Annotated in this window: 19 protein-coding genes; 3 read left to right on the top strand and 16 right to left on the bottom strand. The window is 60.1% G+C overall.

Translation table 11 applies throughout. The features are described from left to right. Positions 1–42: 42 nt before the first annotated feature. Positions 43–1,008 carry an SCO family protein gene (locus ACQ4N9_RS09200; RefSeq protein WP_125859327.1) on the top strand — a complete coding sequence of 322 codons (966 nt, stop codon included), beginning with the start codon at positions 43–45 and terminating at the stop codon, positions 1,006–1,008. 2 nt (positions 1,009–1,010) lie between these two features. Here the strand turns inward: ACQ4N9_RS09200 and ACQ4N9_RS09195 are convergent, their stop codons facing one another. The 5 genes from ACQ4N9_RS09195 to ACQ4N9_RS09175 form a co-directional block, all read right to left on the bottom strand. After that, positions 1,011–1,982 carry a phage tail length tape measure family protein gene (locus ACQ4N9_RS09195; protein WP_430932690.1) on the bottom strand — a complete coding sequence of 324 codons (972 nt, stop codon included), beginning with the start codon at positions 1,980–1,982 and terminating at the stop codon, positions 1,011–1,013. 56 nt (positions 1,983–2,038) lie between these two features. Beyond that, on the bottom strand, positions 2,039–2,311 hold the full coding sequence (locus tag ACQ4N9_RS09190; protein WP_390968925.1) for a hypothetical protein: 273 nt from the start codon (positions 2,309–2,311) through the stop codon (positions 2,039–2,041). Positions 2,312–2,352: 41 nt separating this feature from the next. Continuing rightward, positions 2,353–3,339, bottom strand: coding sequence for a hypothetical protein (locus ACQ4N9_RS09185; RefSeq protein ID WP_390968927.1), 987 nt, complete (start codon positions 3,337–3,339; stop codon positions 2,353–2,355). A 125-nt stretch (positions 3,340–3,464) separates the two neighbouring features. Then, positions 3,465–3,902 (bottom strand): type II toxin-antitoxin system YafO family toxin, encoded by a 438-nt coding sequence (locus ACQ4N9_RS09180; protein ID WP_390968929.1) that lies wholly within the window; start codon positions 3,900–3,902, stop codon positions 3,465–3,467. Continuing rightward, positions 3,902–4,435: a hypothetical protein gene (locus ACQ4N9_RS09175; RefSeq protein ID WP_390968931.1), complete on the bottom strand. Its 534-nt coding sequence runs from the start codon at positions 4,433–4,435 to the stop codon at positions 3,902–3,904. The genes ACQ4N9_RS09180 and ACQ4N9_RS09175 overlap by 1 nt, the downstream gene beginning before the upstream one ends. A 212-nt stretch (positions 4,436–4,647) precedes the next feature. On the opposite strand from ACQ4N9_RS09175, the gene ACQ4N9_RS09170 reads away from it, so the two are divergent. Beyond that, positions 4,648–4,929: a hypothetical protein gene (locus ACQ4N9_RS09170; protein WP_390968932.1), complete on the top strand. Its 282-nt coding sequence runs from the start codon at positions 4,648–4,650 to the stop codon at positions 4,927–4,929. On the opposite strand, the gene ACQ4N9_RS09165 is transcribed toward ACQ4N9_RS09170, so the two are convergent. The 11 genes from ACQ4N9_RS09165 to ACQ4N9_RS09115 form a co-directional block, all read right to left on the bottom strand. Continuing rightward, positions 4,902–5,336, bottom strand: a complete 435-nt coding sequence (locus tag ACQ4N9_RS09165) for a hypothetical protein (RefSeq protein WP_390968934.1) — start codon at positions 5,334–5,336, stop codon at positions 4,902–4,904. The genes ACQ4N9_RS09170 and ACQ4N9_RS09165 overlap by 28 nt on opposite strands. A gap of 31 nt (positions 5,337–5,367) precedes the next feature. Beyond that, positions 5,368–6,015 (bottom strand): phage tail tube protein, encoded by a 648-nt coding sequence (locus ACQ4N9_RS09160; protein WP_390968936.1) that lies wholly within the window; start codon positions 6,013–6,015, stop codon positions 5,368–5,370. A 38-nt stretch (positions 6,016–6,053) separates the two neighbouring features. After that, on the bottom strand, positions 6,054–6,482 hold the full coding sequence (locus ACQ4N9_RS09155) for a phage tail terminator-like protein (protein WP_390968938.1): 429 nt from the start codon (positions 6,480–6,482) through the stop codon (positions 6,054–6,056). After that, a complete protein-coding gene (locus ACQ4N9_RS09150; protein ID WP_390968940.1) occupies positions 6,479–7,156 on the bottom strand; it encodes a hypothetical protein in 678 nt (225 codons plus the stop codon). The genes ACQ4N9_RS09155 and ACQ4N9_RS09150 overlap by 4 nt, the downstream gene beginning before the upstream one ends. Before the next feature lie 2 nt (positions 7,157–7,158). Next, the gene (locus ACQ4N9_RS09145; RefSeq protein WP_390968942.1) at positions 7,159–7,545 is read right to left on the bottom strand and encodes a hypothetical protein; all 387 of its coding nucleotides are present in this window, start codon (positions 7,543–7,545) and stop codon (positions 7,159–7,161) included. Position 7,546: 1 nt separating this feature from the next. Then, positions 7,547–7,915, bottom strand: coding sequence for a hypothetical protein (locus ACQ4N9_RS09140; protein ID WP_390968944.1), 369 nt, complete (start codon positions 7,913–7,915; stop codon positions 7,547–7,549). Next, positions 7,915–8,211: a hypothetical protein gene (locus tag ACQ4N9_RS09135; protein WP_390968946.1), complete on the bottom strand. Its 297-nt coding sequence runs from the start codon at positions 8,209–8,211 to the stop codon at positions 7,915–7,917. Before ACQ4N9_RS09135 ends, ACQ4N9_RS09140 begins: the two co-directional genes overlap by 1 nt. A 42-nt stretch (positions 8,212–8,253) precedes the next feature. Then, positions 8,254–9,222, bottom strand: coding sequence for a major capsid protein (locus ACQ4N9_RS09130; RefSeq protein WP_390968948.1), 969 nt, complete (start codon positions 9,220–9,222; stop codon positions 8,254–8,256). A 9-nt stretch (positions 9,223–9,231) separates the two neighbouring features. Next, on the bottom strand, positions 9,232–9,978 hold the full coding sequence (locus tag ACQ4N9_RS09125) for a DUF6651 domain-containing protein (protein ID WP_390968950.1): 747 nt from the start codon (positions 9,976–9,978) through the stop codon (positions 9,232–9,234). Positions 9,979–10,128: 150 nt separating this feature from the next. Then, positions 10,129–10,569, bottom strand: coding sequence for a hypothetical protein (locus ACQ4N9_RS09120; protein WP_390968952.1), 441 nt, complete (start codon positions 10,567–10,569; stop codon positions 10,129–10,131). A 2-nt stretch (positions 10,570–10,571) separates the two neighbouring features. After that, positions 10,572–11,852 (bottom strand): terminase large subunit domain-containing protein, encoded by a 1,281-nt coding sequence (locus ACQ4N9_RS09115; protein ID WP_390968954.1) that lies wholly within the window; start codon positions 11,850–11,852, stop codon positions 10,572–10,574. Between the two features lie 64 nt (positions 11,853–11,916). Here ACQ4N9_RS09115 and ACQ4N9_RS09110 point away from each other — a divergent pair, with 64 nt between their 5' ends. Next, positions 11,917–12,228, top strand: coding sequence for a single-stranded DNA-binding protein (locus ACQ4N9_RS09110; protein WP_390968956.1), 312 nt, complete (start codon positions 11,917–11,919; stop codon positions 12,226–12,228). The last annotated feature ends 2 nt before the right edge of the window (positions 12,229–12,230 follow it).

Genomic DNA, 12,230 nt, shown 5'->3' with positions numbered 1-12,230 from the left:
TGCAGCGCAGGCCCAACCACATCCCCACAGAGGGTAATGACCATGCCCCGCACCTGGCGCCTGCTGCTGCCCCTGCTGATCATCCTCAGCCTGCCCTGCGCCCTGCCCCCGACCCGCGCCAGCGCTGACCCCGACACCCCCTGGGGGGCCAACTACTTCCCCAACATCCCCCTGCTTACCCAGGACGGCAAACAGGTACGTTTCTTCGACGACCTGATCAAGGACAAGGTGGTGGCCATCAACTTCATCTTCACCGGCTGCGGCGACTCCTGCCCGGTGGAAACCGCGCGCCTGCGCCAGGTGCAGAAGCTGCTGGGCGAACGCGTCGGCCAGGACATCTTCTTCTACTCGATCAGCATCGACCCCTACAACGACACCCCCACCACCCTCAAGCGCTACGCCGAAAAGTTCGCCATTGGCCCTGGCTGGACCCTGCTCACCGGCGAGGCCGCCGACATCGAACAACTGCGCCGCAGCCTCGGCCTGTATATCGAAGGCCTGGAAAACGGCCGCAGCAAAGACCACAACCTGAGCCTGATCATCGGCAACCAGAGCACCGGCCGCTGGATGAAAGCCTCGCCCTTCGAAAGCCCGTACATCCTCGCCGACCGCCTGGCCAACAGCCTGCACAACTGGAAGACCGCCAGCGCGCAGAACCTCGACTACACCCAGGCGCCGGCCATTCGCCCGCCCAGTGCCGGCGAGCAGCTGTTCCGCACCCGCTGTTCGTCGTGCCACACCGTTGGCGAGGCCGAACGCGGTGCCACCGGTGGGATCGGGCCGGACCTGCTGGGGGTGACCCGCCAGCGCGACGAAGCCTGGCTGAAACGCTGGCTGATGGTGCCGGACCAGATGCTGGCCGAAAAAGACCCGCTGGCCATGCTGCTGTACCAGCAGTACAACCAGTTGGCGATGCCCAATATGCGGTTGGGGGAGACGGAGGTGACGGCGTTGCTGGCGTACCTGGAGGAGGAGACGACGCGGGTTCAGGGGGTGGTGGGGCGATAGGGTCAGGGGTCACCGTGGCGCTTGAAGGTGGGGTCCCATTTGCGGCGTAAGCGGATGGGGGAAGGGGTTAGCCCAGGGATGATCCAAAGGTGATAGAGAATCATCGGTATTGACAGCCAGACGATCCAGGGGTGCTCCTTCAGCGCTGCAATTTGGGCATACGTGCTGGCGGTTAAGAAGTTGTACTGGTCGTTCAGCTCGCGAGCGGCGGCCACTGGGTCTTTGCCGATCTTCACGAACTCTGCAACGGTCTCCTCTACCGCTCGCCCCGTTGCGTCGCGCATCTGCATGGCAGCTGCCGCCACCGTGCCGAAACTGTCGCCCGCAATCTTTCCACCACTTGCAACCTGGGCAAGAACCTCAGCGGCCGCACCGGTGGTGCCGATAGTAGTGCTGATCTGCTTCGCCAGGTCCGATATGGCGCCGACGTTCGTCCCAGCGGCATTGCCAGTGAGAACAAGCGCCTTCCTGAACTCTTCCGTTTCTTGCGAACCCTTGTAGTACGCAACACCAACACCAGCCACTGCGGCGGCCAACACTGTGTAAGGGTTTACCAGTCCGATGATGTACCCACCAAGCGCCCGAGCAGCTGGGCCGACTCCGCCGAACATGTCTTTGAGCTGGCCACCCTGTTGGAGCAGCACGGTGAAGGGGTTCATGCCGCCTTGCAGCGAGACGGCAATGTCGGTGAACTGCGCGGGCACGCCGCGGAGCGCCGAGGTATAGGCCTTGGTCGACATGCCGGCCGCCTGGGCTTGGCGTGCGTACCTGTCCATGGCCTGCTCAGCCGATTGAGTACTGACAGCCAGATCCTTGATGGATACACCGGAGCTTTTCGCCTGGACGCCAACGCTGCCAGTTGCGACCTCGGCACGCTCTCCTGCCTTGGCCAGCTTATCGAGATCGTCCGCAGCAGAGACTGCCTCACCTGATTCGACTTTGATGCCGAGTACAGCAATATCGCCTTGGCTCATGTTTCCTCCGGGCAATAAAAAACCCGCCGAAGCGGGTTAATGGAATTTCTCTCTGATCACTCGCACGTGGAGCTCACGATGACTTTCTGACCTTCGCTCTCCAGCAAGGCCATGTAGCTCCCATCATCCTTGCGCAGAGCCGCATAGGACGTGAAACCTGCATAACCACCAGCGGAGTTTCTGCCGTTCACCTCTCCACAAACGGTCCGATCGTTTCCAACCACTCTTTCATTACGAAACTGCGCAGATGCTGGGTCCTTCAGTTGCTCGGCAACCGCCTCTCGCGCCCTGTCGATGTCGCTCTTCCCGCAGCCGGAAAGCACAATCATCGCAATCACACCCCAAAGAAATCGCATCCCTACCCCGCCCCTCACTTCTTGGTGTTCATTAACCGGATAACCCGACACTTGATGCCAAGCGCCATAAGAATCGGCATCGTCAGCTTTTGGCTGGCGGTGAGCCGATCCTTGACCTTGACCTCAACCATTTCTATCTCACGCCCATTTGTAAGCTCAAGATCAGGCCAGCCATGACTTAAGGTTCCGTCGAAGCGAGCATAGATTTCCAGAAGATCATGCCAGAAGCGAGACGGCACTGCAGACAGGTATTTTAGTGCGTCCAAACCTGCCTCTGGTGTCTTGGGCCACACACTACCGTGCGCGGAACTTATCCTCATGAAATCGTCTTGCACACCGTATATCGGCTGATGGAGGCGCCACTCGATGAACTTGTGCATTTCATCAATCGGCCTCCTAGGTACGTCTCGCGTGTTGGCGAGGATTCCATCCAAGCCGATTGCAGTCATAGGAATCAAGTAATGAATTGCATGGCATAGCGGCGTGTTGACTGGGTCAACTCGATGGTAGGGGTTTTTTTCGATTAAGTACGGGAGCAGGATTGCCCTGAAAAGACACCTGAGCGTGTTGCCCTCAGTATGCACTCCTGACCACCCATCTTTAGTCAGCAGCGATAGGGCTACCCCTTCCGGAGCCTGGCTGTAGGGAAGGGCTACCTTTTCTTCTTTGATCGGCCACCCGCCTTCAGGAGCAGGGAGGTTCACAATCGGCGGGTATCGGGAGGCGTTATTACCTAGGCCGCGCCATCTGACAGTATCTGGATCAAATAAAGATCGAAGATATGCTTCGTCTTCGCCAGAGAATCGCATCGCGGAACGAAGGTAGAGCATCGCCCCGCCCTTGGTGACATTTTGCAGGGCGCCTGCCCCATGCTTCCGTATGGCTTCCTCGATCTGCCTCTTATCCTCGAAAGTGAGCCTATATGTAGCCGGGTCATACTCGTGGCTTATGGTGTCGTCGGCCCCGTAGAGATACGGCTGAAGGAGTTCTAACGGATTCACATCGAGAGCATCCCTGTCTGCATGCAGGGCAATCTACCACCATCAGCAGGAAGCGCCAAAGCTCCGGTGGAATGAGCCTGGCGCCAGATGCAAAAAGCCCAGCGCGGGGCTGGGCTGGGCTTCTGTCAGTTTGCATCTCGATATGCTTTGGCCAATATCCCTAGCCGAGTCATAACCTCTTCCACCTTCGCCTTTTCATGTGCATATGGAGCAAAAAATGCCAGGATCATGTAGCGATCTTCGTATAGCTCTCCCTGCACATAGACCAATGCCGCGTCTAAATGCGGGAGATTTTTGTCGCACTTTCTGTATGCCTGGCAAACCTTCTCTTTGAACTTCTGCGGAGGCAGTGCGATGTGAATATGGCGAAGCTGTCCAGATCTTGCAGCGGCTGGCTCGTGATATGGCTGATCGCACCCCATGTAGCTCGGGATTTTCAGTCCGCCACTCTCCATGCAAGCAGCAAAGTCGGCCTTGAGCTGATCAATGGTAAACGGGTAATTGGCGAGCGCAGACTTAATGTCCGCCCGGAGATCAGGATGGATTTCGACCTGGACTGGCACTAGCTGATTTGCTTGATCAGACGCTGCGTGGTGTGCGCAGTAAGCTTGCTCAGCCCCTCAAGATCTACGTCGCTGTGAAAGACCTCTGGAACGACAGTACGCTGCTTGATTAGGGAATCATTCATGGCTGCAACTGAGCGAGCCTTCGCCAAGGCTCGAATCAGCTTATTGTAATCAGCTTCTCCGCCCTTAGGCGCGCCAAACTCTCTGAAGCGATTCTCTGCAAAGCGCAGGTTATCTGCAATCAACCCAAATGGATGATCTTGCAGGTACTTATCAGGAACGTGATCTTGGCAAAGAATCTTTGTGTACTTGGACATGCTTGTCTCAAGGTCGCTCAGCTCAGATACGGCCCTTTCTACCAAGGTTTCCATATCAGTGCTAGCGGACTTGGATACAGAAGCGGATTTCTGCTTCGCAGGCGCGTCTTTCCAAGCAGCGTTGCCAGCCATTAGCGCGCATGCCGCCGCAACGGCAATGGCAAGGGATGGCCCCGACCATGAGGCCTTACTTTGCGTGGTAGTGATGGTCATGGCGTCACCGGCAGTGTTCATTGGCTAAGGAGTATACAACAAGGCAGGGTGGCATGGTATTACGCGCAGCTCGTCTGTCCACCCATCCACCCTGGACGGAAAGCCAGTATCCAGCCTGGATGGCGGCGTAGTAGCGTTGTGCCTCCCAATGAATCGCCCCAGCCCGTTGCCGGAAAGCCCATGGACCGGGGCATGAAGACCTAGGAGGTCAAATGGAGCCAACCCTGTTCCGCTATCTTCTTCTGTCCGAAGACGACAAGGCGGTGATGGTCGCTACAAACGCAGCATTTGAAGGTAAGGCCGTGCATGACCACAAGGGCATGCAGGCATTCCTATCGACCAAGGGCTTTAAGGAGCTATACGCCGACATCGACGAAGTGAGCAAGCAGTTTGCATTGATCCAGGTAAACGTAGCCGGATATCACACAAGTGATGCTGCGCTGGCTGGCACCCTAAAGCACCTCAATCAACCACCTGCTGGGCGTATCGAATAGAAAACTTTCCCTTCACAGACCTCTATCCGCTCCCCTTCAACTAGCCGAACTGGGCCGCCGAATACATATTCGGCGTGCCCATCCTGCACATCGACCTCTACTGGCGCCCGACTTGGCGGGCTGCTCAAGTGACTGCGCCAGGCAATGACTGGCTGACCCCGGCCCCCCACTGATGCCTCCCAGACAAACCCAAGCTCACCAGGTCCGGACACAACTTGTGCCGTCAAGCCGGACTTGCCGGTGTATGCCCGGCGATAGTCGCCTGGGTTTTTGACCTTGCCTGCGATGATCAGGCGATCGACCTCTGCGTCACCGTCCATGATTGCGATAACTGCTTGGGCGCCGCATACGTCGCTCCCGCTCATCGTGAACAGGTTCCAGATCGTCAGCACATAGCTCTGCTGCATGCTCTTCTCCTGCGGCCTGGCCGCGTCAGTTCTATTCCATCGCCTCAGCCATCACGCCCAGCGCCTCGTGCTCCATGATGCGCAGGTCGGGGAAGACACCCATAAGATCGCGTCTTTTGATGCCGAGCATTGCGGCAGCGGCTGGAATAGCGGCGTAGTCGAGGCCGGTGGCCACGCCCAGGGATTTGGTGTCACCCAGCTTTTCGATCACGCTGACATAGCCAGCGGCCGGCTGGTCCTCCACGGTGATGGAGATCGACAACGGGTTGCGGTTGGTCGGCATCTGGCGATCATCATCGTCTTCCAGGTAGCCAACGGTGAGGTACTGCTGCTCGCCGCCTGACACAGCGAATGCCGTGACCTTCGAGATCTGCGCCCAAGCAGTTACGGGCATGACCGAGCCGAGGCCAGCGCCAGGGGTATAGACGTCGGTGTCGGTGGTATCCAGGCCCTTCAGGGCGAAGGTGTCAGCAACCACGCTGGCCGCCAACACAGCGCGATCAGTGATCCGCGCCCATCCAGAACTCAGCAGAAGAACGTCGCCGTTTTCGATGCTGTGACCAACAGAGGTAGCCACAGGAGGCGCAGCGTTGGTCAGGGCGGTGAAGTCAACGGCAGCGCCAAGTACGCTGGCAATTTCCAGCACAGAACCGTTCGGCAGCGGGAAGCGTGCGGCCATGGTGTGTTTCCTCTTGATAGTCCGCCGGGCGGCGGTTGTTATGCCCCAGCGGGCGGTTGGTCCGCGACACCGCGGCAGGTGAAGCTGGCCGGGACCGTGTAGGTCGCCGACTCGGTGATGGTTGGGCCCTGCTCTACTGGCTCGACGACCATGCCCTCGAAGCCGTTGCGGCTGAGCGCCGAGTCAACACGGAAGAGGCTCGAAAGCTCGTCGATCAGGATCTCAGCGGTTGCCAGAGGCTGGCCCGCCGGGCAGACGATGCTCACCTGGTAGACCCCGGTGTACTCGTAGGCCTCACTGCCCAGGTAGCGGCAGGTCGTGCTGGCCGGGATTAGGAAGGCGCGCAGGTAGGTTTCGTCAGGCCCTGGCTCGAAAGCCTGCTCGAAGTTCGCCACGCGGATTGGCCGAGCTGCGGCCCAGGCAGCCAACTTAATCTCGATCGCTTGGCGGGCGCGTGCATGGCTCATACCTTTCTCGCCTCGATCACTCTATTCACGATGTTTTGGAAGTCAGCAATGGTCACCCTGACCATGCCTGCCGGTGCCTGGGTGCTGTGCCCGTACTCCAGAGGGACTGCATAAGGTAGGTTATTGACGATGTAGGCGACCTCTCCCAGGGTCAGGTCGCCAGCTGCAGCAACCAATTTGGCAATAGTGGTGCCAGCACTCTCGATGTCGTCGATCTCGCCTGAAGCTGGAGCGCCAGCAGTAAGCTGCCAGTTGCTACGGAATCGACCGCCGACATAGCCCTGGCCCACACGGCGCACCCCGGCGCCGTAGCCGTAGTTCTCCAGCTGCTCACGCTTCGTCAGCGGCTTTCGATACTTGATACCGCGCTTCAGGTTGCCGTTCTTGGTGAAGTTCGATGAGTCCGCAGTGATCGCGGCGTTGATACTGGCTGCTTTCGCGTTATAGGCAGCAACCTGCCCCCCGGCCCTGTCCTGAGACTCGACATTCACCTTCCAGAGGTCAGGGTTCCCAACCGGCGACATCACAATAAGGTTGCGCCCGATGGCTATGACCACTTCACGGAATGTGAGCTCTACGGCCTCCGCGGCAGCTTCTGCGAACTGCTGCAGCTGGGCAGAGAAGCTTCCATTCAGCCCGCCGTAGCGATCTTTCATGTGCTGGCCGCGCGGCATGATCACTTCCTCAGTTGGATAGTCCAGGTGACCTTGGCTGCATCCTGGCCAACGTTCACCACGCGATACCCGCTGATGAGGTCGCCGATAGCTGGAGCTGCAGGCGTGCCGGTAATAGCCCCGGCCTCCGTCATCAGCAGCTCATTCTGCAGGGCTTTCAGCCGCACATCGGAGGCAAGGATTCTGGTACCGTCGATCTCTCGAGCCTTGTATTGGCCGAAGACGCCGCGACCGGCGTAGTACAGCGTTGTCGCCGGCGTACTGCCGCCCTTCTCAGGGTCGTAGGTGCCAGGCACAGACCGGCTGCCATCGACCACCGCCACTGCGTCGGCCAGATCCGTATCGAAGGCCTTGGCCAGCTCGGCCTGTAACTCGCGTCGAAGCCCCATGTCACCCCCTGACGATCTTGACCTGGCCGCTGCCCAGATACCGCGCCAGCAGGGCCAAGGCGAACGACTCGCCCGCGCTTATGGCCTTGGACGTTGCCGAGTAGGTCTTGCTGCTCGACACACCGTCAGCATCCACAGACTTGCTCAGCACACCGGTTTCCTTCGCCTGGTACAGGTTGCCCGCAGCCGCCTCTACCGCCACCTCCGCGCCCGCCTGCACGACATCAGCGGGAACTGTGTCGAACTCAGGCAGGCGCTGGTTGGTGAGCCAGGTGTTGGCCATCAGCACCGCCCGGGCCTTCTGGTCGTCGGGCGCCCAGGTCGGCCCAAGCAGGGCGTCTACCTGCTCGACGGTGATGTAGATGGTCATTACTTGGCCTCGTCCAGCAGCTTCTGCAGGTCTTCCAGGGTGGCTTCAGGCGCGAACTGCACGCCCTTCTCGCTCAGGGCGGCCTGCAGCTTTGCTTTCAGTTCGGCTTCTTCGGCTGCCTTCTTTTCGGCAGCCGACTTGCCAGCCTTCGAGCCTTTGGCCTCCTTCAGCGGCTCCGGATGCTCGTAGCCATCGGGCGCGAAGCGCGCATCTATGATCTTGTACCCCTTCTGCCGCAGCTCGGCCTTTCGCTCAGGGCTGACCGGGTGTTTCTCGTAAATCACTTTCTCGCTCATGGCGATCTCCTGGGGAAGGCGCCCCGGAGGGCGCGGTACCGGTTACTTGGTGGCGTCGCCGATGGTCAGCACGCCGGCCGAGGCCTTGATGCTGTTCGCCACCAGGTCCCAGTTGGTGCCAGTGGACAGCTCGGCGTTGGTCGGCGACTTGCCGCCGTTGGCGGTGTCCCAGGTGTAGCCTTTCAGGCCCAGGCCGAAGGTGTAGTCGGCCTGCATGGTGGTCTCGATACGCTCCTTGCCGTTGGAGGTTTCGATGTTGGTGATCAGGTCGGAGCCGTCCATCACCACCGCTGCGCCATCGGCCAGGCTCAGCACCTTCTCCTTGTTCGGGGTGCCAGCCTCGTACAGCGCGGCAGCGTCAGTGACGATGACCGCCTTGCCAAGGATGTCGACCACCTGGACGCCCGAGAAGGTGAACAGGCGCTCAGCGTTGGCCAGGTTCTGCCCCATCAGCTTGTGATACATGGCACCGGTCATTACCTGAGCCACCAGGCGCTGGGATGCGTCACCGAACAGAGCGTGGGCGTTGTTGATGCCAACGTAGGTGATGCCGGCGGTGGCAGATACGTCGTTCACCGCTGCCGACTGGTTACCGATGGCCGCGACTAGGGCCGCGATGGCGGTGTTCAGCTGGTCCGACATGATCGACTCGGACAGGTTTCGGCTGATGACCTCCAGCGCCTCCTCCGGGTTCTTCTGCACCCAGGACAGCTGCGCGGGCTCCCAGATGATCGGGCCGAAGCCGCCGGCGATCTTCACCGCGTCATACTGCTTCTGAGCGAGCGGGGTCGACGACTGGGCGCCGTTCGCGGCATAGCGGTCAACACGGCGCTGAGCGCTGTGCAGGCCAGCCCAGAACGATTCCTGCAGGAAGTCACCGTCGATACCTTGAGTGGTAAGACGGATCGAGCCGGCCGACGCGGCGTTGAACTTCTCAACGTCCTGCTGCAGGGTCTCGATGGTGGTTTTCTTGAGGTATTCGTTGAATACCTTCATGTTCGAAAGTGCCATGTTGGCTCCTTAAGCGTCTGCGGTCATGGCCTTGATGGCTTCCAGGCGCGCTGCCTTGTCACCGCCGAGGCTTCCCTTGGTTTGGGGCTTTTGACCATTGGTCGTGTGGGCGCCTGTGCCTTGAGCACCGGTGCCCTTGAGGATGTGATCGCGGTGCGGGTACTGCGAGACGAGGGTTTCAAGCGCTTCGTTGAAGTCGGCCAGCTCACCAGGGCGGGAGCGGCTGAAGATCTTCTGGCCCTGGGCGTCGTAGGCGACGACCTTGCCTTCCTCGATCTTGAAGCTGTTGCCGAAGGTGGCCTGCACCATGTCAGCCGGTACTGCCATCTTCTCGGCGATGTACTGCGAGCGGGCGAAGCTGCCGCCGATTTTCTCGGCATACAGTTGCTGCTCGAAGGTCTGCGCCTTGCCGTTGGCTTCGTCCAACTGAGTCTGGAAGGCCTTGCTGATCTCGCCCTTCACCTTCTCGATCTCGCCGGCATCCACCAGCTTCTTGGCGTCGAGGTTGGCGACGATTTCCAAGGCCTTGCGCGCGGCTGCAGCGTCTTCGATGCCCTCGAAGGCCTTGGCGGTCTTCTCGAATCCATCGGCACGCTCTCGATGCGACTTGGCCTCGGCGTTAAGGCGGGTGATGGTGCTTCGGGTGCCTGCTGCGTCGAAGGCGACTTCTTTGCCATCGTCCTCCACGTAGACCGGCTTCCCGTCCTCGATCACCGCATACTGCTTGCCATCCACTTCAACAGTCTTGAGTTTCATGTCGTCTCTCTGGGCCATCCGGCCGTTGTCGGGTCATCCGACCCAGTTGCGCCCCGTCCATCCGAACCGCAGGCATTAAAAAGCCCCGAACTTGGCGAGGCTCTTGAATTCGGCGCCACGAAACGGCGCATGTGTTATTTGTGGCGCTGGCTACGGGCGAACGCCAGCGGCGCGCTCTTCTGCCTTGGTGCGCCCTGCCTCAGTGGCGGGGTGATCAACAAAGGCGTGGCACAGACCGTGACTCAGGCCGTTACGGAAGAACTCAACAGCCCAGTTGTTCAGGTCGTCGCCGGCCAGGTCGATGTCCTGCGCCATCTCGGCAATCTCTGCCGGCACGTCGTCACCAAGCTGTAGAGGCTCAGCAAAGACACGGGAGGTCATGTTGCTGACCGTCTCGGAGTAAGCCGGAAGTAGCGTGGACTGCGCCAGGCGCGACTTGTAAACATCGTCATCCTCGGCCGGGTACTTCGGCAGCAGCGCCGGACCAGCAGCACGCATCGACAGCGTCCCGCCCATGAGCGGCGAAATCACCGCCCAGTATCGGCGCATCTCGTCGACAGCTGGCAGGGTGAAACTCGGGTTATCGCTCATGCTTACATTCTCAGGGATTGGGTCATTACCAGCGCCACGTTGATCGGGAATCGCTGGACGACGAAGTAGCCGAATGCGTCGGCAGGATCTTCGGTGCCGTCCTTCGCCGGCTCGCCGTGTTCGTTGTATGCCTGCTGCTCAAGAACTTGCGTTGTCTGCGGGCAACGGTCGGTGTTGATGAGCAGTGAGCGCTCTCCATGGCCATTCAGGAGCTGGGCGTTGACTGCCAGCACCCGGTCGCGAACCAGCGGGTTCGAAGGGTTTACCTGAACTCCGAACCCGGCCTGGCGCAGCAGTGCATGGTCTGATTCGCTGCCGTTGACGCTCTTGCGGTTCTTGCCGCTGGCATCCGGGTAGATCGTGATGTTGCGATCTGGGTACCGCGCCTTGATCGCCGCGACCATTGCGGGCGTATCGAACAGCTTGGTGAACTCGTCCAGCATCAGCGCCCTGCCCTCGCGCATCACGAATACGCAGGCAGCCATGCGGTTGATGTTGAAGTCCATGCCGATGTGCAGCGGCTCGCCCGGGCGAATCACCTCATCCGTGTGATTCAGCCGCCGGCAGAAGTTCGGGTAAACGCAACCAGAGGTCAGGTTGACGAACTTCCCGTCGATGTACGCATCCACCAGGTTGGCTGGGTAGGACTTGCGCAGCGATGGTATGTAGTCGAGCGGTAGGTTCTTGGCGTTGTCCCGCGTTGAGGCGTGGACGATGCCGTACAGGCCGGACTGCTCAGGGTCTTCGGCGATCTCGCACACGAACTTGCGATAGACCCAGTTGAATCCCTCCGGCGTGGTGGTCACATCCACCGTGTTCTCGCTGCGGCTCGGCCAGACGGTCGACATCCGAGCAATGATCTTCTTCCACGCGCTGTCGGCCTTCTTGATCGGCATGCAGTCGATCTCATCCACCAGGGCATGGGCAATGTTGAAGCCCACAATCTTGTGCGGGTGCTCCATGCTCTTGCAGATGATCGTGGATAGCAGCCGCCCTCGGCGGTCGCGCAGGTGCACCCGCTTGTTGCTCGGCACAATGTCCGCGACCAGGCCGAACGCCTCAGCAACGACCGGAATGGTGTCGTAGAAGATGTCCGCGATGTGCGGGTACGTTGGCGCAAAGTAGCCCTGAGGGATCCTTGGGTGCTCCAGTGCGTTGATGCACATGCGCACGCAGCCGACGAAAGTCTTGCCGCTACGGTAGCCGCCCACGAACGCAGAGAACTTCTTCGGGTGGCTGATGAATTCGAACTGGGGCTTATTCAGCTTCAGGGTTGCTTGCATCTTCCACCCCGATAATCACCTGCTTCGGCTCGACGCCACGCTCTGGGGCAAGCAGGCCGAGGCCATGGCGCCATACCTGCTCAAGGGCCAGCAGGTCCACTTCACCATCGACGATGCGCATGTCGAGACTTACACCAAGTCCGACCGCTCCCAAGGCGTGAAGCTCACCGGCCGGGTGATCATCATCAAGTTTGCCGGCAGCCCGCCGCAGCAGTCGCAGGGCAACCAGTCAGCACAGCAGCCCCGGCAGCAACAGCGCTCCCAACAGCGGCCAGCCGCTCAGCAGCAGAACCAGCAGGGCGCGAACGGCCCGGACTACGAAAGCTTCGACGACGACATCCCGTTCGCCCCGCTCCACCACCTGGCAGGTGCCTAGCG

The sequence above is a fragment of the Pseudomonas sp. ES1 genome (assembly GCF_050586605.1).
Classification (GTDB): Bacteria; Pseudomonadota; Gammaproteobacteria; order Pseudomonadales; family Pseudomonadaceae; genus Aquipseudomonas; species Aquipseudomonas sichuanensis.
This window is presented reverse-complemented; position numbering and strand designations above follow the sequence as displayed.

Coding starts and splice junctions, on each gene's coding strand:
- ACQ4N9_RS09200 (WP_125859327.1), top strand. CDS start 43: ATGCCCCGCACCTGGCGCCTGCTGCTGCCCCTGCTGATCATCCTCAGC.
- ACQ4N9_RS09195 (WP_430932690.1), bottom strand. CDS start 1,982: ATGAGCCAAGGCGATATTGCTGTACTCGGCATCAAAGTCGAATCAGGT.
- ACQ4N9_RS09190 (WP_390968925.1), bottom strand. CDS start 2,311: ATGATTGTGCTTTCCGGCTGCGGGAAGAGCGACATCGACAGGGCGCGA.
- ACQ4N9_RS09175 (WP_390968931.1), bottom strand. CDS start 4,435: ATGACCATCACTACCACGCAAAGTAAGGCCTCATGGTCGGGGCCATCC.
- ACQ4N9_RS09170 (WP_390968932.1), top strand. CDS start 4,648: ATGGAGCCAACCCTGTTCCGCTATCTTCTTCTGTCCGAAGACGACAAG.
- ACQ4N9_RS09165 (WP_390968934.1), bottom strand. CDS start 5,336: ATGCAGCAGAGCTATGTGCTGACGATCTGGAACCTGTTCACGATGAGC.
- ACQ4N9_RS09160 (WP_390968936.1), bottom strand. CDS start 6,015: ATGGCCGCACGCTTCCCGCTGCCGAACGGTTCTGTGCTGGAAATTGCC.
- ACQ4N9_RS09155 (WP_390968938.1), bottom strand. CDS start 6,482: ATGAGCCATGCACGCGCCCGCCAAGCGATCGAGATTAAGTTGGCTGCC.
- ACQ4N9_RS09150 (WP_390968940.1), bottom strand. CDS start 7,156: ATGCCGCGCGGCCAGCACATGAAAGATCGCTACGGCGGGCTGAATGGA.
- ACQ4N9_RS09145 (WP_390968942.1), bottom strand. CDS start 7,545: ATGGGGCTTCGACGCGAGTTACAGGCCGAGCTGGCCAAGGCCTTCGAT.
- ACQ4N9_RS09140 (WP_390968944.1), bottom strand. CDS start 7,915: ATGACCATCTACATCACCGTCGAGCAGGTAGACGCCCTGCTTGGGCCG.
- ACQ4N9_RS09135 (WP_390968946.1), bottom strand. CDS start 8,211: ATGAGCGAGAAAGTGATTTACGAGAAACACCCGGTCAGCCCTGAGCGA.
- ACQ4N9_RS09130 (WP_390968948.1), bottom strand. CDS start 9,222: ATGGCACTTTCGAACATGAAGGTATTCAACGAATACCTCAAGAAAACC.
- ACQ4N9_RS09125 (WP_390968950.1), bottom strand. CDS start 9,978: ATGAAACTCAAGACTGTTGAAGTGGATGGCAAGCAGTATGCGGTGATC.
- ACQ4N9_RS09120 (WP_390968952.1), bottom strand. CDS start 10,569: ATGAGCGATAACCCGAGTTTCACCCTGCCAGCTGTCGACGAGATGCGC.
- ACQ4N9_RS09115 (WP_390968954.1), bottom strand. CDS start 11,852: ATGCAAGCAACCCTGAAGCTGAATAAGCCCCAGTTCGAATTCATCAGC.
- ACQ4N9_RS09110 (WP_390968956.1), top strand. CDS start 11,917: ATGGCGCCATACCTGCTCAAGGGCCAGCAGGTCCACTTCACCATCGAC.